Origin of the sequence: Klebsiella michiganensis, assembly GCA_000963575.1 — a bacterium.
GTDB classification, from domain to species: domain Bacteria; phylum Pseudomonadota; class Gammaproteobacteria; order Enterobacterales; family Enterobacteriaceae; genus Cedecea; species Cedecea michiganensis_A.
The window spans coordinates 887,161-906,102 of sequence record CP011077.1; the positions used below are offsets into that span (position 1 = coordinate 887,161).

Here is an 18,942-nt window from a genome sequence, read left to right on the forward strand (position 1 = left end):
AAAGATTAAATAAACGTAATAAAGTTTAAATGTCATAAAAATGTAAAATATATCCGCTATGGTCAGCGATCCTTTCTCGCTTATTAACCCTTTTCCCACGCCGCCTGTTGGCAAGCCGCGCGACTCCTGTTACAACGTCATCTGGCTTTTTAATTTCCCCTTATTCGTAGAAACGGCAGAGAATCATGAGTGACAGCCAGACGCTGGTCGTAAAACTAGGCACCAGCGTATTAACCGGTGGCTCCCGCCGCCTGAACCGCGCCCATATTGTTGAACTGGTTCGCCAGTGTGCCCAGCTGCACGCGGCGGGGCATCGTATTGTGATTGTGACCTCCGGGGCGATTGCCGCCGGACGTGAACACCTCGGCTACCCCGAACTCCCCGCCACCATCGCGTCCAAGCAGCTGCTGGCCGCGGTAGGGCAAAGTCGCCTGATTCAGCTCTGGGAACAACTGTTCTCTATTTACGGTATTCACGTCGGGCAGATGCTGCTGACCCGCGCCGATATGGAAGACCGTGAACGCTTCCTTAATGCCCGCGACACGCTCAGAGCGCTGTTAGATAACAACATTGTGCCGGTCATTAATGAAAACGATGCCGTGGCGACGGCGGAAATCAAAGTCGGCGATAACGACAACCTGTCCGCACTGGCGGCGATCCTGGCCGGGGCCGACAAGCTGCTGCTGCTCACCGACCAGCAGGGCCTGTACACCGCTGACCCGCGTAACAACCCGGCAGCGGAACTGATCAAAGAAGTGCACGGCATTGACGATGCGCTGCGCGCCATTGCGGGCGACAGCGTTTCCGGCCTCGGTACGGGCGGCATGGGCACTAAACTCCAGGCGGCCGACGTGGCCTGCCGCGCGGGTATCGACGTCATCATCGCCGCGGGCAGCAAGCCTGGCGTTATCGGCGACGTGATGGCCGGCAATCCTGTGGGCACGCGCTTCCACGCGCAGCAGTCGCCGCTGGAGAACCGTAAACGCTGGATCTTTGGCGCTCCACCGGCCGGTGAAATCACCGTGGATGACGGCGCCCTGTCCGCTATTCTGGAACGCGGTAGCTCGTTACTGCCCAAAGGCATTAAAAGCGTGAGTGGCAACTTCTCCCGCGGGGAAGTGATCCGCATTCGCAGCCTGGAAGGGCGCGACATCGCCCATGGCGTTTGCCGCTATAACAGCGACGCGCTGCGCCGCATTGCCGGGCATCACTCCCAGCAAATCGACGAAATTCTCGGCTATGAATACGGCCCGGTGGCCGTGCATCGCGACGACATGATTGTTAATTAAGGAGCAGATCAATGCTTGAACAAATGGGCAAAGCGGCAAAAGAGGCCTCTTACCAGCTGGCACTGCTCTCCGGCCGCGAAAAAAATCGCGTGCTGGAAAAAATTGCCGACTACCTTGAAGCGCGCTCGGAGCAAATCCTGACCGCGAACCAGCAGGACGTGGACGAGGCGCGTAAAAACGGCCTCAGCGACGCCATGCTTGACCGCCTGCAGCTCACCCCGGCCCGCCTGAAAGGCATCGCCGACGATGTGCGTCAGGTGTGTAGCCTCGCCGACCCGGTCGGGCAGGTGATCGACGGCGGGCTGCTGGACAGCGGGCTGCGCATCGAGCGCCGCCGCGTGCCGCTCGGCGTGGTGGGCGTTATCTATGAAGCCCGCCCGAACGTTACCGTGGACGTCGCCTCTCTGTGCCTGAAAACCGGCAATGCCGCGATTCTGCGCGGCGGGAAAGAAACCTGGCGCACCAACAACGCCACGGTGGGGGTGATCCAGCAGGCGCTGGAAGATTGCGGCCTGCCGAAAGCGGCGGTTCAGGCGATTGAAAACCCTGACCGCGCGCTGGTCACTGAGATGCTGCGTCTCGATCGCTACATCGACATGCTGATCCCACGCGGTGGCGCGGGCCTGCATAAACTTTGCCGCGAACAGTCGACGATCCCGGTGATCACCGGCGGGATTGGCGTGTGCCATATCGTGGTGGACGACACCGCCGAGATTGAACCGGCGCTGAAAATTATCGTGAACGCCAAAACCCAGCGCCCGAGCACCTGCAACACGGTGGAAACGCTGCTGGTGCACCAGGCGATTGCCGACCGCTTTCTGCCTGCACTGAGCAAGCAGATGGCTGAGTCTGGCGTGACGCTGCATGCTGACGAGAAGTCGCTGCCTGGGCTGCAAGCCGGCCCGGCTGTGGTGGAAGCGGTGAAAGAGGCGGATTACAACGACGAATGGCTGTCGCTGCACCTGAATGTGAAAGTAGTGGCCGATCTCGATGCTGCCATCGCCCATATTCGCGAACACGGCACCCAGCATTCGGACGCTATCCTGACCCGCACGCTGCGCAACGCGAACCGCTTTATTAACGAAGTGGATTCCTCGGCGGTGTACGTCAACGCCTCAACCCGCTTCACCGACGGCGCCCAGTTCGGGCTGGGCGCGGAAGTGGCGGTCAGCACCCAGAAGCTGCACGCCCGCGGCCCGATGGGGCTTGAAGCTTTAACCACCTACAAATGGATCGGCTTCGGCGACGACACTATTCGTGCGTAATTGAAGATGGGGTGATGCAAAAACCAGCAGTCAGTTTGATAAGTGGTTGACGCATCACCCAATCTTACTTACCCTTTTACACCGCAGTCACGCTCGTGGCGCGGTCTGAAAGCCGATATAGCTCAGTTGGTAGAGCAGCGCATTCGTAATGCGAAGGTCGTAGGTTCGACTCCTATTATCGGCACCATCTTTTATTGTAAAATCATTGAGTTAATATTGCAGTGTTTTGCTTTGTTCAACACTAATGTGCATTTTTGCGCGTTGTAGGTGTGGCAAGATTGTGGCAGGTACAGTGAGATTTTTTGTGGCTCAATGCAAGGGTATGCTAACAGCATGTGTTACCTTTTAGCTCCCGCCTGTCTTGTCTTTTAACAATATTGCTATTTGATAGCTGCTGGTTACGGATGTTGTCAGTCTAGTTCACTGCCTGCACGGATGGGTCGAAAAGATGTTACTACAAAAAAATACATTCAAATACGTTTAGTCGACTATTTGGGTATTTGCATTCACTTGACTACCCACTTACATTTTACTTGGTCATCCCTAACAAAAAATGCATCCAATACCCTGCTATTGACAGGCAGCTTTGAGCGAGAAGCGGACGTTAAAAGTACATCGACAAGAAAACTGGCTCGATGTAAAACTTAAATATCTAGTTCTCCATAAATGAATGACGAAGGTTGTTTCAATGATAAGTCGAGGTCCGTATATTGGAATAACATCATTAGAATGGGAAATATAATTGTGTTTAGAACCCTCACTTTAACCTTACTGTTTCTGTCCCCAACAATCTGCTTCGCTGCCTCACATGAAGAGGTTTTACGTTTAAATGCTGAACAAAAGGCAGGTAGCGAGGTTGTTTGTCATGCTCCACTCAATATTATTGTGGACCAGAAGCCTGTCACGTTGGATTTTAAAAACAACATGACCGTAATTTCTAATAAAGGTAACAATAGATCCTTTCAGGTCACCACAACGTTCATACCTTCTGGCACATCTACACCACTTATCACTCAACGCTATCATCTCGACGTCATTACAGACGAAACAGGTCAAACACATAAAATCGATCCAAATAGCGTCAGCGTAACAAGTCCTTACTCCTCGGAGTTGGCTCAAAAAAATGAATCTCAGCTTCGCAGTGCCCCTGAAAGTTATCAATCTGACAGCATGGTAACCGTGACTGATTTCCCTAACTTCATCATTCAGGGATATGAAAATGGTCCTGTCACTCGATGTTCTATATCGACTTTAAACGGTAATGGGTAATGGGTAATGGGTAATGGGTAATGCCGTTATGAAGTCTATCGGCACCTGACATACCGTTTAGGATGTATGCCGTGAATCCAGTATGTCAGAAGCCAACTGTTACAACAGTTAAGCGAAATATGGTGGGATAGAAGCGGCTGATATTAAAAAGATCAAAGGTCTTGAAGACAAGAACCGGTGGCTTAAATAGATGTTTGCCGACCTATGTCTGGAAAATTACGAGTCAAAAAATTTAGTATAAAAAAGCTTTGAAATCAGTTGTAAAGCGGGAGCTCGCCAGCTATCAGATAGCACAATTTGCCATGAGTATCCGTCAGGCCTGCAGGACATTATCGCTGAGCAGGACGATATATTTTTACTAGGCCGAGACCCGCCGAGATGAACCGGTGATCTAGGCGATGACCGAAATGGCAGAAAGCTATCTGTTATACGGTTTTAAGAAGCTATTTCAGGTATTCCAGATAGTGCTGCTGCTGGAATCATAAGCGTGTACACCGGGTTTACTGCCTGCTGAAACCAAATTTTCGTCGAAAAGGAAAGCGAGGTATGCTGGTGTGTAATCCGACTCCGTTGGTAACACCTGAATCGCTGAACCAGTTCTGACCTATCGATTTTATGCAGGATGCGTTTGTCTGCGGCAGACGCTTCCGGATCTTCAATGTGGTGGATGATTTTCATCGTGAGGTGCTGGTGATAGAATCGTTCTGTATATCCCTGCTCAGCGTGTCATTCGGGTACTGTATCGGGTAAACTTCTTGTATTTTTATCAGTTCAGAATACTGCACGAGGTCTGGACATCACAGAGTACTGGTCGACAGAATACAACAGCGAGCGACTTCATGAATCCCTTAATAATCTGATATCGAAGGAATATCGGCTGATAGCTGAAAAAATGGAAGTCGCAAAAAATGCATGGAAATAAAATGGATAAGCTTACACCTAATGTGATTCTCATTGGCTTAGTCAGGAAGTTAATATCTAATAAATCAGTCCATTCAATATGAGGTGTGAATATTTTACATGAACTACTTCTGGATTACGCAAAGGCCAAAGTCACAAAAAAAAGAACTTGAGAATGGCTGGATCAGTGCAAGGCCAGCAAAAAAACACAACCATTATAGAGAAATAGTTAAAACAATTAAGAAAGGCGACCTCATTTTTTTCTGTAGTCGTGGGGTAATAAATTATGTGGGGTTTGCGCTCACCTCGTTTATATCAGAAACTGACAAAATAGGTGAGCTCTGGAAGGTAAAGATTAAATCTTATCGGTTAGAAATGCCTATAAGGATTAGTAATCATAGAGAATATCTTTTAGAGAAAAGAACGGGAAAGTATTCGCCAATCACGTATTTAGGTACAGCGCACCAAGGCTACTGCTCCGTAATTAGTAAGGTGATTGCATGGTATTTACTTTCAAGGGCTGGAGTATATTATAAAAATAACAGTATAGTTGAATTGGAAAAATCGATAGGATACAGGGATACGAAATCGGTAAGTTATAGAGTTTCCAATTTGAATGCTTTGATGTCTTCTCTTTCTAGAGAGAATGTTTTAGAAGCACTGGGTAATTTTGATGGGTTGATATATTCTGATTTTAAATACCAAAAATCAACAACCTATGACCTTGAATATCATGGGGTTAGATATCCACCTAAAGTCATTTTTGGTATTTCAGCTATTGCATTGATTAATAGACCGTTGTTTGCTGATGAATTTAGCGGAGGAGTGAATTCACCTTGTTTTGATATATTAGATAAACTTGGGTTTAACATCGTTAAAAAGAATAAAGCTAATGATGACTATGAGTTTGAACATATTGATTTTCTAATCAATGATATTGAAATGATTGAAAATGACGATTCAATCTCGGTAACAGAACGTGAACAACTTATAGCCGCACGTAAAGGTCAGGGGAAGTACAGGAAAGAATTAGTTAAACTATATGGAAAATGTATCGTTACTGGTATTCCGTATGAATTTATGCTTAGAGCAAGCCATATCAAGCCTTGGAGATCATCAAATAATAAAGAACGACTTGATCCTTTTAATGGTTTGTTACTTTCTTCAAATATAGATATTTTATTTGATAAAGGATTGTTGAGCTTCAAAAATAGTGGTGAATTAATTTTATGTAATGAGTTAAACAATGAACACACGCTTCATCTTTTGGGGATCGACTTACACAAAAAAGTGAAGATATCATCAAACACTTTCCAATATCTAGATTGGCATCGTAAAAATGTTTTTGGACGATACAAAGGGAAGTAAATTAAAGCTCAGTGCTTTTGAGTCAGTATATATTAAAAATATACTGACTTGATTATGTCTGAACAAAATACTGCTTTAGAATTTTGACTGATTTGATTTTTCATAACATTTTTTTAGAGGTGAGGCCTCGTTATCCGTATAGGTAATGCTTGTTAAAATTACTTTGAATATTGAATTACGAACACTAAAACCTTTACTTTCCTAGAGCGAGAGTATAAGGTTCACTATGGAATTGAAGCTCTACGGTATTGATGTAAATGTTGTTTGCGGATATACATAAATTATTTTCTATTAACGCATAAAATTTGCCATCTTTATTTAAAATAAACTCATCATGTTTTGATATAGCCATTTGTAAGTGTTCATTGGCAGCTTTTAAAGCAACTTCTGTTTTCAATATCTTGTAACTGATGTCTTTGTTTTCTTATTTTAATTTTTCACCCTCTAAATACAAATAATTCAATCTATTTCTTTTGTCTATTTTTAAATTAATAATTCAACTTATTTGTTTATTTTAATAAAGTCTCAGATGGTTTCCATTCATTTGACCATTCATATAATGAAGTTTGATTTTTTTAAATCATTTATAATTTTAGAATAGATATAGTCAAAAAATGTCCAAAGATCACCTGACCCTGACGTGTAGGTACATCTGTCTTAGTTCCACGCACTTTTTGAGATTTCTGGGTTTTCAGCCATCAGCCGGTATTCTTCCGGCGTCAGATTATTCAGGGATTCATGAGGTCGCTCGCTGTTGTATTCATTCCGCCAGCACTCCGTGATTTCCCGTGATTCATTAAGTGTCCTACTCAGCGATAATGTCCTGCAGGCCTGACTGATGCTCATGGAAAATTGTGCCGTCAGATAGCTGACGAGCTCCCACTTTATCGCTGGTTTTAAAGCTTTTTTTTCGATAATGTCTTTTAGTGCGCGATTTTACAGGCTCAGGTCGGCAAACATCTTTTTGATATCAGAGGCTTCCATACCGCCGTGCTTTGCTTTCCAGTTGTAATACGAGGCCTCCGATATTCCTGCTTCGCGGCAGGCATCTTTGACGGTGCGTCCAGCTTCGACAGACTTCAGAACGGTGATCATCTGGTACCCGGTGAATCGGGCTTTGTGCATGACGCTCTCCTCAGGGGACATGAACAGTATGTCGGAAGACCTCTAAAAGTGAATGGTGCGTTTTGCAGGGATGCTTACAACATCAGCAGCAGCGTCTATAATCCGGGCTGAGATTTGTTCTGCGAATGCCGTGGCTAATCGTCTATTGAGATAGCATAAAACCTTGCGACATCCGGGTTCCGGGTTGCCGTGAGCGACCTACATTCACAAAGGTTAATATGAAACAAATTACGTTCAGCGATCTAGAAAAACAAAGCGAGCAAGCCGCAAACTCCCCTCGCTTACGTGCCAATCGTAATCTCCATCCTGAATTGAGCGATCCTGTTCAGCGCCTGGCTATTGCTATGGAACCGGGCACCTATGTTCGCCCGCACCGCCACCCGCACACCTTTGAGCTGCTGACATCCCTCAGTGGGCGCTTTTTGGTATTGAATTTTGATGACAACGGCAACGTGACCCACCGCGTTGTGTTAGGTGAAGACTGCAAGGTGCTGGAAACGGATGCCGGGACCTGGCATGCGGTGTTGTCGCTGGATAAAGGTGGGGTTATTTTTGAGGTAAAACATGGGGCGTACCAGCCTGTAGCTGAGCAAGATATGGCCCCATGGGCACCCGCTGAAAATGAGCCGGGAGCGGCTGAGTTGATGAGATGGTATGCCGTGGCTCAAGTGGGAGATGGCGGTTTTTCCCTGTAATATTACCGCGCCCTGTCATACTCTTTCCTGGCCTGGCGAAATAAACGTAAAGCCGTATAAACGGCTTTAGCCCGTTCTTATCTCGTGTTTTGAACTTTACCCTGATTATGTCCGGATCATCTTCGGGGTCAGGATCAGCAATCTTTCGATCGCCAGAAATTAATCCGCTCACACAGCCTATAAGACAACCAGAGGCATAGCGTTGAATTCAGCTGCTATGCCTCCGTGTCACATTAAATCTTCGGGCCTTCCAGGTGGCATTGGTATGCGGTGCCGCCGTGCTCGGCCACAAACCAGTCAACTGCGCCGCCCGTCAGGCGGTTGATTTCCACATTGGAAACCAGGCCCCAGGTTTTTTGGTCGCGTGAACCTTCGATTTTATAGGCGATCTCTTTGTCATTGACGACCGGCCGCACCACCCGGAACCAGGTGTCGTCGCGGCCCTGCGGTTCACCGCCGATGTTCACGATCACCGCTTCAGTCATCCACTGGATTGTCTGGCCGTTACCCACGCAGGTGCTGTCTTTATCTGCCTGCATATTGAAACACAGCTGGTGGTTATCCAGATAAGGCGCGGGCCAAATCTCCGAGGACGTCGTTGAACTCTTATCTTGTGGCTCGCAGACAATGAGCGAAGTCGAGGTATTTGCGTTTCATTACCAACAACCCATATTCGTAGTAAAAGAGGGAACTGACATCAATGCCGTTAATTTAGTGAGAGATGTAGTCTTAAGCAACAAGATTATATTGCTATCAAATAACAACCCAGGTGCTCTATAATCCCCGGCACTAAAAATACCTCTGGGAATTTATAATGAAGTCTATTCTTGCTGGCAGCGCCATCGTTGGGGCTGCGCTTATCGTTTCATCCTTAATTAGTTCCGGCCCGGTTTTATTTAAGAGTGAAAATATTATTTCCGTCACCGGCGGGGCAGTGAAGCTGGGTAACATCTACGATGAACACAAAGTTGTCTCTGTGAAAATGATTTTTGACGACAACGTCGCGAATCAGGAATTTTTGGAGCAGGCTAATGCGGATGATTATAAAGTCGCCTTTAAAGGCAAGCTCACCGAGCTGGCGGATTTAATCAATAAAGGCCGCAAAGAAGACGAGAAAACGACGGCAGAAAGCCTGACGCTGACTAAACCTGCAAAATTAGAAATCACCACCGCAGTAAGGTACCGCAGCGAATACCAGCCGGTATTCACCCTGGGGCTGGGCACGAAAACGGTTGATTTACCGGTTGGCACTCATCTGTACGCAAAATCTATTGAATCTGTGGATGCTTTCCTGAAGGAGCAGAAACCGCAGTTTGACTCAGCGCTGTACCTCAAAAAGTAGTCCTTCCGTATGAAAAAGCCCGCTAAAAACGGGCTTTAATCCAGCTTTTCGCTCTAGCTTCTAAACCCATTGCTCTTGCAAATCTGCGTGCTGGTTCTCAGGGTAAAGGCCAGCTTATCGGCGTAGTGGCTGTAGTAGTTGTGCTCTTCCTCCAGGCCCTTATCCTGTGCCAGCTGAACGGTTTTTAGCGAACAGGTGCGATAAATCAGGTCTTTTTGCATTGTCGTTTGTGTTTCCAGCTGTTTGGCTGGCGGCATGGCGGCCCATTTTTCCGACAGGGAATAATCATAAACCACCTTATTCCCTTTGGCCCGGATCGCCTCGACGGTAATCACCTCATCCACTCTGAGGCGATCCTGGCCGCGCATCCGTTTTTTATCTTCGGCAGCGGCATATGCGGCCAACGCGTTGACGTCCATCCCCTGAATTTTCTGTTTATAGGCTTGGACATAGGCGTCTGGCTGAGCGTAATGCGTGGCGTAAAGCTGCCTTATCTGGGAATCACTGGCGCTGCATCCGGTGATGATCACCGGCAGCAGAGCGATTAATTTTCTCTTTATCATTGTTTTATCCATCGTTACGAAGAGATTGTCAGCCAGTCAGCTTAGACCATTTTTCATCAGTGAATGCCGTTATTCACCGCAAAGTCCTCATCAACGTCACTGGTGAGGCCTATCCGGCGGTGGCCGGAATTAACCTGTACCAGCCTGCGGCAATGAATGAAGACAGCAGGCTGCTTAGTTATTCATTATATATGCATATACCGGATGGTTTGTTAATCACCGGCCTGCCAATAAATAAAAGACCTGTGACAGAATATTTTATTTCTGTCCGTCAAATAAATGCGAAGTCTGGAGGCGTTTTAATAGGCTGAATAACATCATTATATACGGGGGTTATTGAAGTCCGCGAAAAACTAATGCATCTAACTCCTCGCGTAGCACCGGCTTTGAAATATAATATCCCTGAAATAAATTGACGCCCATTTGCTTTAGCATGATGAATTTTTGCAGACTATCAACACCTTCGGCGATGCACTGGCTGCCTGTCACGCTGGCATAATAGATTAAACCATCGATCAGATTTTTATCATCCCGGCAATTCATAAAAGTTTCTACAATGTAGCGATCAAGTTTATAGCTATTAAATTTGATCTGCCTGATTGGAAACGCGACGCTATTTTTAGCGAAGCAGTCATCCAGCGCAAGTTTCACGCCCAGCCCGGGAAGCTGATTTAATATGTTAACCGTTTTAGACTCATAGCTTAAATCCACATTTTCGTTGATATCCAGCACCAGGCAGCGTATCCAGGCCTGATCAAGCAGCTGAGCCCTGGCAGTTTCAACAATTTTAAACAGGGCAGAACTCTCCGTCAGGGCGCGTGGAATATTGACCGAAAATTCCAGTTTGCCTGCATAGTTATTGATGTTCACTACGGCTTCTCTGATGATGTAGGCCGTGAGCATGATCCACGTTTCTCGCGTCCTGATCTCATGAAAAAAGTCCTTAGGTAACAATACTTTGCCATTGGTGTACCAGCGGCAAAATATTTCAAAACCGACAATCTGCATCTCACTGTCTACGATGGGCTGAAAGACGGGGAAGATCAGACCATGCTGCAGAGCATGGGTGATTTTTCTCTCCTCGCTGCTTAGCATTCTGGTCGTTAAGCCTCTGGGCCTCGACTGGCGCTGTGCTTTACGATGCCGCCCCGGCAACAGTCTGGCCATCATCGGGTGAATGGCCGCCAGTTTCTTTAACCCGCTTGAGCGCAGATTATAGAGCGTCTTAGTACTGAAGCTTTTTATTGTTGAAGCATCCTCCTTGTCCGGAGCGCTGAAAAGCTCAAGCAGCGTATTCACTTCATGAATGGTGAGGCCTTCGTGGCGTAATCCCCCGTTTCTTTCCTCTTGTCTGGCAACCGAGACGAGGGTGGGAATACTTTTAATATCCTGATGAAGCGTGCTTCTGAGCTTGATCACGCTTGTATAAATGCTGACTACCCTGATAGTGCTGAGATTCGTGTTTCGTGGCATAACGTTTTTAAAATAACTAAACAGCCACGAAGACGGCAGCCCACTAATGATCAGGATATTTATCTTGTGATGATGCACCTGTAATAGCAACATCAGGCTCTTCAGCGTCATCAGCATGTGGAAGGGATCTTCAGGAATAAAGACAATCAAATAGTTAAAATCATCTTTGTCGTTTTTTTTAGAAAGCAATTGGCTGTTTTTTTCCGGGCTGATCAGTTTTGCGTTCATTCCATTTTCATGAAGCAATGCAGAAAGACCTGTTGCAGAAAAATGACAGGCAGAAAGTATGTGATAAACAAACTCAACGTGGGAATGTTGAGATGGCACAGGCAATAACGGTGAGGTTATATTCATATCAATATCCATTAGTCATTATTTTCTATACCCGGTGCAATAGGTTTTATTGCCTGGTATATCCTCGCCAGAGGTATTTTTGATATGTGAAAGCCCGGCCGGCGCAGCATGAAAATTGTCTGCGTCAGGTGTTACAGTTTTAATGTGCAAACTAAGATTTGCTGTGTGATGCCTGATTAACTTTGCATATTAAGTTCCTTTTAATAAACGCCACTGGAGGGAAGTTACCTGTAATATTAATGATAAATTCAATACAATTAGTGTTTTATAATTATTTTAAGCGAAAACATCCCTGCTGTTTTTGGGTTTAGCCTGTTCTTTGAATTTAAGGGAACGTTCCTGTATTGCCTCTAGTTTCTTTACAGCGTCTGGAATGTCAATAGAAATTAATTTCAAAATCGTGATTGAGAATAACCTCAGGGAAAATTCCTAATAGGATGAAATATAAAAAACATTTAAAATCAATGCAATGTGATGATATTGATGTTTTGTTAAATATAATTTCAAAAACGATTTAAGATACTTTATTAATATTTCATCCCGGCTCCCCACCAATATTGAGAGGGTAGCTCTCTTAGGGGCGAGCTTATGTGAATAGGCGATCGTTTCGTGAAGCTGAAACATAGGTCTTATGGAAGGCATAGCGACTGCCGGTTCTGATTCGTTTTAATGAAATTGTTTAAAGGAATAAATTATGAAAATCAAAAATCTGGCTCTCGTTGTACTGTCAGCCCTCTCTCTGAGCTCGGGAGCGGCATATGCCGTTACGGTTAACGGCGGCACCGTTCATTTCAAAGGTGAAATTGTTAACGCGGCCTGCGCCGTTGATGCAGGGTCGGTAGATCAGACCGTTCAACTGGGCCAGGTACGTTCTGCCCGACTGGCTGCGGAAGGCAACACCAGCTCTGCGGTAGGTTTCAACATTAAGCTGAATGATTGCGATACCACCGTTTCCACCAAAGCTTCTGTTGCGTTCTCTGGCGTTGCCGTGACCGGCAAACCCGATACGCTTGCTATTCAAGGGGCTGCGGCGGGTGGCGCAACTAATGTGGGGATTCAGATCCTCGACAACACCAGCACCCCGCTGGCACTGGATGGGGCAACTTTCAGCGCCAAAACCACGCTGAATGATGGCACCAATATTATTCCTCTGCAGGCCCGCTACATCGCGCTGGGTGCGGCGACTGCCGGTACCGCTAACGCGGACGCGACCTTTAAAGTTCAGTACGAGTAATCAGTCAGTCATACAGGGAAATCACTCGGGGCCAGGGACGGCCCGTCATCTACTACGGATTTGAAGGTGATAATGATGAGAGGAATCAAGCTGGTTCTATTGAGCGTTCTTCTGCCATCTCTGGCGCTGGCTGGTAATCGAACGCATGTGATGCTGCCGGGAGGCAATATGCGCTTCCAGGGCACGATCATTGCCGAATCCTGCCGCGTAGAGGCGGGTGACCGTCAAATGACGGTTGAAATGGGCAGGGTCAGCAGCAATCGCTTCCATGCTCCAGGCGAAGACAGCGACCCGGTGCCTTTCGCACTCCACCTTCAGGACTGTAATACCAACGTTAGCCGGCACGTTGGCGTGGCGTTTATGGGCGTTGCAGACGGTAAAAATCCGGCGGTACTTTCGGTGGGCGAGGGGCCAGGCATGGCCGAAGGCGTGGGCGTTGCTCTCTTTGATGCCGAAGAACGGCAAATCCCGCTGAATGCCCCGGCAAAGACCTGGACCCGGATATACCCTGGGCCAACCACTCTCCATTTTATCGCCAAATATCGCGCCACCGGGCATCAGGTCACCGGGGGGCTGGCGAATGCCCAAGCCTGGTTTGCTTTGACCTATTTATAGCCGAAACCCAGGCGTAGTGGACACAAACAACAACGACAAGGACAAAGGTGCGAGCGTGACAAAAAGCTTACTAAGAGGTCGCGGTTTTCTGGCGGCGATGATGATAGCTGCGGCAATGGGCTTTATGGCTCGCGCGGAGGCTGGAGTGGCGCTAGGCGCGACTCGCGTTATTTATCCTGAAGGGCAAAAACAGGTTCAACTGGCTGTGACCAGCAACGATGAAAAAAGTACTTACCTTATTCAGTCGTGGGTAGAAAACGCCAATGGTGACAAAGACAGCCGTTTCGTGATTACTCCGCCGCTGTTCGCCATCAAAGGGAAGAAGGAAACCACCTTACGCATTTTAGATGCGACCAATAACCAACTGCCGAAGGATCGGGAGAGCCTGTTCTGGCTGAACGTAAAGGCCATCCCTTCCATGGAAAAATCAAAGCTGAATGAGAACACGCTCCAGCTGGCGATCATCAGCCGAATCAAACTTTACTACCGCCCGGATAACCTGGCGCTTGCCCCGGAGAAAGCGGCAGAAAAACTGACCTTTAGCCGCGGCAATGGCCAACTGATCCTGAACAACCCCACGCCGTATTATCTGACGGTGACGGATATTAATGCCGGCAGCCGGGGTCTGGACAATGCGCTTGTCCCGCCGATGGGAACAACCTCCGTGAAGCTACCGGCCGATGCCGGGACCAACATTACTTACCAGACAATCAACGACTACGGTGCGCTGACGCCACGGATGCAGGGCGTTATGCAGTAATTCAGGACGGGCCGTCCTGCGTTAAATAACAACCAAGAACTGACTGCCGGGCGAATGCGGACCGGAGGGACAATGTCACATCTAAAATATGGATTAGCGCGTTTCGGCTCCCGCCGCCCACGGCGCAAATTGGCTTCTTTTTTTACTCTGGTACAAACGCCGCTGGCGCTTTTAATCGCTATGCAGGCCTGTTCCGCCCATGCGGATCTGTATTTTAACCCGCGCTTTTTAGCCGACGATCCCTCGGCCGTGGCTGATTTATCCAGTTTCGAAAGTGGACAGGAAGCGCCGCCGGGGACTTACCGCGTCGATATTTATCTCAACGAGGGGTTTGTCACCACGCGGGACGTTAAATTCGATGCGGCAAAGAACAGCGGTGGCCTTGCTCCGTGCCTGACGCGTGAGCAGTGGGCCGGGATGGGCGTTAACGTGGCGGCCATTGCCGGCATGAATGCCCTGGCGTCGGACGCCTGTGTGCCGATGACCGAGCTTATCCCGGAGGCTACCGCCGGGTTTGATGTTGGCCTGCAAAGGCTGAACCTGACGGTACCGCAGGCGTTTATGGGTAACCGGGCAAGAGGGTACATCCCGCCTGAGCGCTGGGACAGCGGCATTAACGCCGGCCTGCTGAATTACAACTTCACCGGCAATAACGTGCAAAACGATCGCGGTGGCAGCAGTAATTATGCCTGGCTGAACCTGCAGAGCGGGATCAACCTCGGGGCGTGGCGGCTGCGTGACAACACCACCTGGAGTTACAACAGCGGTGGCGGCACCTCGGCGAATGAAAATAAATGGCAGCACGTTAACACCTGGCTTGAGCGGGATATTATTTCCCTTCGCTCCCGGTTAACGCTGGGCGACAGCTATACAGACAGCGATGTTTTTGACGGGATAAATTTCCGCGGGGCTCAGCTGGCCTCCGACGACAATATGCTGCCCGACAGCATGAAAGGGTTTGCGCCGGTGATTCGCGGCATTGCCCGGGGCACGGCGCACGTCATCGTCAAACAAAATGGCTATGAAATTTATCAGGGCACCGTGCCGCCCGGCCCGTTCACGATTAACGATCTCTACGCTGCCACCAGCGGCGGCGATCTGCAGGTCACCATCAAAGAAGCCGACGGCAGCAGCCAGATCTTCAGCGTGCCCTGGTCATCCGTGCCCGTTTTACAGCGCGAAGGGCGCACCCGTTTTTCTCTGACCGCCGGCGAATATCGCAGCGGCAATCGCCAGCAGGAAGAGCCTAAGTTCTTTCAGGGCACGGTGTTGCAAGGGTTGCCCGATGGCTGGACGCTTTATGGCGGGAGCCAACTGGCCGACCGCTACCGTAGCTTCAACCTCGGCGTAGGGAAAAACATGGGCGTGTTAGGGGCGCTGTCGATGGATGTCACCCAGGCCAACGCCAAACTCCCGGATGACAGTGAGCACCAGGGGCAGTCGCTTCGCTTCCTCTATAACAAATCGTTGAATGAACTGGGCACCAACGTCCAGCTGGTGGGCTACCGGTATTCAACCAGCGGCTATTTTACGCTTGCCGATACCGCCTACAGCCGGATGAGCGGCTACAGCGTGGAAACGCAGGACGGTGTGATTCAGGTTAAGCCCAGGTTTACCGACTACTACAACCTCGCCTACAACAAGCGCGGCAGGGTGCAGCTTAGCCTCACCCAGCAACTGGGCAGGACGGCAACGCTTTACCTCAGCGGCAGCCACCAGACCTACTGGAACAGCAGCAGCGCCGACGAGCAGATGCAGGTGGGGCTGAACGCTGCAGTGGATGACATCAACTGGACGGTCAGCTACAGCCTGACGAAAAACGCCTGGCAGGACGGGCGTGACCAAATGCTGGCGGTAAACGTCAACATCCCGTTCAGCCACTGGCTGCGTTCCGACAGCAAATCCGTCTGGCGCAATGCCAATGCCAGCTACAGCGTGTCGCACGATCTTAATGGCCGGATGACCAACCTGGCCGGGCTGTACGGCACGCTGCTGGAGGACAATAACCTGAGCTATAGCGTGCAGACCGGCTATGCGGGCGGTGGGCACGGGAACAGCAGCAGCACCGGTTATGCCGCACTGAACTACCGTGGCGGATACGGCAATGCCAACGTGGGCTACAGCCGCAGCGACGGCCTGAAGCAGCTTTACTACGGCGCGAGCGGTGGGGTACTGGCGCACGCGGATGGCGTGACCTTCAGTCAGCCGCTGAACAGCACGGTGGTGCTGGTAAAAGCTCCCGGTGCCGGTGACGTAAAAGTCGAAAACCAAACCGGGGTTCGTACCGACTGGCGCGGTTATGCCGTGCTCCCGTATGCCAGCGATTACCGCGAAAACAGGATCGCGCTGGACACCAACACGCTGGCCGACAACGTTGATCTTCAGGATGCCGTTGCCAACGTTGTGCCAACCCACGGAGCCGTTGTTCGCGCGGAGTTCAAACCACAGGTGGGGGTGAAAATGCTCATGACGCTGACCCACAACGGAAAACCGGTTCCCTTCGGGGCCGTTGTAACCGCCGAAGGCCTGCAGGCGAGCAGTATTGTGGCCGATAGCGGGCAGGTGTATCTCAGCGGAATGCCGCTGGCGGGCAAAGTGCTGGCCAAATGGGGAGACGGGCCGGACGCCAGCTGCGTGGCTGACTACCGTCTGGGTGAAGAGAGCCAGAAGCAGATGTTGAGCTCGCTTTCGGCGCAGTGTCGCTAAGGAATAAGCATGACTAAATCTCTTTATATCGTCGGTATCGCCCTGTCACTGTTTGCTGCCGCGGCAGAAGCGGCAGACAGCACGATCACTATCCGCGGCAACGTCCGGGACAACGCCTGCTCGGTTGCGGCGGAGTCAAAAGATTTCACCGTCGACCTGCTGAATAACTCGGCCAAACAGTTTTCTGCGGTGGGGGCCACAACCCCGCTGGTGCCTTTCCGCATTGTGCTTTCCCCGTGTGGAGGCCTGGCTACCGCGGTGAAAGTGGGGTTCACCGGCGTGGCGGATGGCGTAAACACCAGCTTATTGAAGCTGGACAGCGGCGCGGCGGCGGCGGCGGGCATGGGAATACAAATCCTGAACAGCGCCCGGACACCAATGCCAATCAACGCGGGGTCGTCGGCGATTCAGTGGACTACGCTGGTGCCCGGCCAGACCAACGTGCTTAGTTTTTATGCGCGCCTGATGGCCACGCAGTTGCCGGTCACCGCCGGGCACGTTAATGCGACCGCCATATTCACACTTGAGTTTCAGTAACCGGAGGCAGACATGAAATGGATTCTACCCGGGAGGGTGCTTGCCGGGGTGCTGATAGTGATCTCGTCTGCGGCAAAGGCGGATGACGTCACCATTACCGTGAACGGCAGAGTAGTGGCGAAGCCCTGTACGATTTCGACCCCCACGGCCACGGTCGATCTGGGCGATCTTTATACCTTTAACCTGATACAGGCTGGCGCCTCATCCGCCTGGCATGATGTTGTCCTGAATTTGACCAACTGCCCGGTCGGGACCTCTAAAGTGACCGCGACGTTCAGCGGCACGGTGGATGCGACGGGTTATTACGCCAACCAGGGCACGGCGCGTAACCTCCAGCTCCAGCTCCAGGATAACGGCGGCGCGACGTTGAATAACGGCGCCAATAAAACCGTTCCGGTGGATGCTGGCAGTCAGGCGACGAGTTTTCCTCTGCAGGTCAGAGCGTTAACGGTCAATGGCGGGGCAACCCAGGGAACAATTCAGGCGGTGATCAATGTCACTTACACCTGGTCCTGATCGCAAGGAGGATGGAATGAAAAAAGTCATCATGCTATTGGCCGCGCTCGCCGGTATGGGATGGTCAACCGTAAGTCAGGCCTTTACCTGCCAGTCGCTCGGCACCACCATCAGTGGCTCCGGCACCGTTACCGTCAGGGTCAATCTTGTGCCGTCCATTTCGGCGGGGCAAAACCTGGTGGTCGATCTTTCCCAGTCGATTCAGTGTAAAAACGATGCGCCATCGGTCTACCTTGACCCGGTGAGGATCAGATCGGGTTCCGCGTATCAGGGCGTGCTCTCTGCTTTCAGGGGAACATTGGGCTATTTCGGAGTGCAATATCCTTTCCCGACAACAACGGAAACCGCATGGGTGAACCATACCTGGGGGGATTACCGTGGCTGGCAGGCGGTGCTGTATTTAACGCCTATCAGCACCGCCAGCGGCGTCGTCGTTAAAGCCAACACCATGATTGCCCAGCTTATTCTGGAAAAAGAAGACTCCCTCAATGGCAACCGCCAGATCATCAACTGGAATATCTACGCCAACAACGATGTCGTGGTGCCAACCGGGGGCTGTGACGTATCTGCCCGCAACGTGACGGTGAATCTGCCGGATTACCCGGGCACGGCACCCGCCCCCGTGACAGTGCGTTGCGCACAAAATCAGAGAATTGGTTACTTTTTGTCAGGGAACACCCTGGGAACCGATAACGCCATATTCACCAATACGTCGGCCAGCTCACCCGCCCAGGGGATTGGCGTCCAGCTGCTGCGGAATGGCGCAGCCTTGAAGGCCGGCAGCGCCAATACCGTTTCGCTGGGAACGGTGGGAACGACACCCGTTAACCTGGGGCTGACGGCGACCTACGCGCGAACCACCGGGCAGGTTACGGCGGGTAATGTACAGTCGATAATCGGAGTGACGTTTGTTTATCAGTAGCGATGCACC

15 protein-coding genes, 1 tRNA gene and 2 pseudogenes are annotated in these 18,942 nt (G+C 50.1%); 14 read left to right on the forward strand and 4 right to left on the reverse strand.

Annotation, left to right across the window (positions count from 1 at the left end; genetic code table 11):
• Positions 1 to 185: 185 nt before the first annotated feature.
• The 5 genes and pseudogenes from VW41_04175 to VW41_04195 all read left to right on the forward strand — a co-directional run bounded on the left by VW41_04175 (position 186) and on the right by VW41_04195 (position 6,091).
• Positions 186 to 1,289 carry a gamma-glutamyl kinase gene (locus tag VW41_04175; GenBank protein AJZ88299.1) on the forward strand — a complete coding sequence of 368 codons (1,104 nt, stop codon included), beginning with the start codon at positions 186 to 188 and terminating at the stop codon, positions 1,287 to 1,289.
• An 11-nt stretch (positions 1,290 to 1,300) separates the two neighbouring features.
• Positions 1,301 to 2,554 (forward strand): gamma-glutamyl phosphate reductase, encoded by a 1,254-nt coding sequence (locus tag VW41_04180; protein AJZ88300.1) that lies wholly within the window; start codon positions 1,301 to 1,303, stop codon positions 2,552 to 2,554.
• Between the two features lie 111 nt (positions 2,555 to 2,665).
• Positions 2,666 to 2,741: transfer RNA gene (locus VW41_04185), tRNA-Thr, on the forward strand.
• Between the two features lie 2,102 nt (positions 2,742 to 4,843).
• A pseudogene (locus VW41_04190) lies at positions 4,844 to 5,089 on the forward strand (hypothetical protein).
• A 9-nt stretch (positions 5,090 to 5,098) separates the two neighbouring features.
• Complete coding sequence (locus VW41_04195; protein AJZ91849.1) at positions 5,099 to 6,091, forward strand: hypothetical protein; 993 nt, start codon at positions 5,099 to 5,101, stop codon at positions 6,089 to 6,091.
• A 936-nt stretch (positions 6,092 to 7,027) separates the two neighbouring features.
• On the opposite strand, the gene VW41_04200 is transcribed toward VW41_04195, so the two are convergent.
• On the reverse strand, positions 7,028 to 7,216 hold the full coding sequence (locus tag VW41_04200; protein ID AJZ88301.1) for a transposase: 189 nt from the start codon (positions 7,214 to 7,216) through the stop codon (positions 7,028 to 7,030).
• A 218-nt stretch (positions 7,217 to 7,434) separates the two neighbouring features.
• Here VW41_04200 and VW41_04205 point away from each other — a divergent pair, with 218 nt between their 5' ends.
• Positions 7,435 to 7,911, forward strand: a complete 477-nt coding sequence (locus VW41_04205) for a protein WbuC (protein ID AJZ88302.1) — start codon at positions 7,435 to 7,437, stop codon at positions 7,909 to 7,911.
• Positions 7,912 to 8,144: 233 nt separating this feature from the next.
• On the opposite strand, the pseudogene VW41_04210 reads toward VW41_04205, so the two are convergent.
• Positions 8,145 to 8,546 (reverse strand): annotated as a pseudogene (locus VW41_04210) (hypothetical protein).
• 179 nt (positions 8,547 to 8,725) lie between these two features.
• On the opposite strand from VW41_04210, the gene VW41_04215 reads away from it, so the two are divergent.
• The gene (locus VW41_04215) at positions 8,726 to 9,253 is read left to right on the forward strand and encodes a hypothetical protein (GenBank protein ID AJZ88303.1); all 528 of its coding nucleotides are present in this window, start codon (positions 8,726 to 8,728) and stop codon (positions 9,251 to 9,253) included.
• Positions 9,254 to 9,306: 53 nt separating this feature from the next.
• Here the strand turns inward: VW41_04215 and VW41_04220 are convergent, their stop codons facing one another.
• Entirely contained in the window at positions 9,307 to 9,816 is a 510-nt protein-coding gene (locus tag VW41_04220) for a hypothetical protein (protein ID AJZ88304.1), read from the reverse strand.
• A gap of 333 nt (positions 9,817 to 10,149) precedes the next feature.
• Entirely contained in the window at positions 10,150 to 11,478 is a 1,329-nt protein-coding gene (locus VW41_04225; protein ID AJZ91850.1) for a hypothetical protein, read from the reverse strand.
• An 859-nt stretch (positions 11,479 to 12,337) separates the two neighbouring features.
• Here VW41_04225 and fimA point away from each other — a divergent pair.
• The 7 genes from fimA to VW41_04260 all read left to right on the forward strand — a co-directional run bounded on the left by fimA (position 12,338) and on the right by VW41_04260 (position 18,933).
• Positions 12,338 to 12,877: a type-1 fimbrial protein subunit A gene (fimA, locus tag VW41_04230; GenBank protein ID AJZ88305.1), complete on the forward strand. Its 540-nt coding sequence runs from the start codon at positions 12,338 to 12,340 to the stop codon at positions 12,875 to 12,877.
• A gap of 75 nt (positions 12,878 to 12,952) precedes the next feature.
• Positions 12,953 to 13,492, forward strand: coding sequence for a fimbrial protein (locus VW41_04235; protein ID AJZ88306.1), 540 nt, complete (start codon positions 12,953 to 12,955; stop codon positions 13,490 to 13,492).
• A 16-nt stretch (positions 13,493 to 13,508) separates the two neighbouring features.
• A complete protein-coding gene (locus tag VW41_04240) occupies positions 13,509 to 14,252 on the forward strand; it encodes a molecular chaperone FimC (protein ID AJZ88307.1) in 744 nt (247 codons plus the stop codon).
• 72 nt (positions 14,253 to 14,324) lie between these two features.
• A complete protein-coding gene (locus VW41_04245) occupies positions 14,325 to 16,958 on the forward strand; it encodes a fimbrial protein (GenBank protein AJZ88308.1) in 2,634 nt (877 codons plus the stop codon).
• Between the two features lie 9 nt (positions 16,959 to 16,967).
• Positions 16,968 to 17,495, forward strand: a complete 528-nt coding sequence (locus VW41_04250) for a fimbrial protein (GenBank protein AJZ88309.1) — start codon at positions 16,968 to 16,970, stop codon at positions 17,493 to 17,495.
• Between the two features lie 12 nt (positions 17,496 to 17,507).
• A complete protein-coding gene (locus VW41_04255; GenBank protein ID AJZ88310.1) occupies positions 17,508 to 18,011 on the forward strand; it encodes a fimbrial protein in 504 nt (167 codons plus the stop codon).
• Positions 18,012 to 18,027: 16 nt separating this feature from the next.
• Positions 18,028 to 18,933, forward strand: coding sequence for a fimbrial protein (locus tag VW41_04260; GenBank protein ID AJZ88311.1), 906 nt, complete (start codon positions 18,028 to 18,030; stop codon positions 18,931 to 18,933).
• The last annotated feature ends 9 nt before the right edge of the window (positions 18,934 to 18,942 follow it).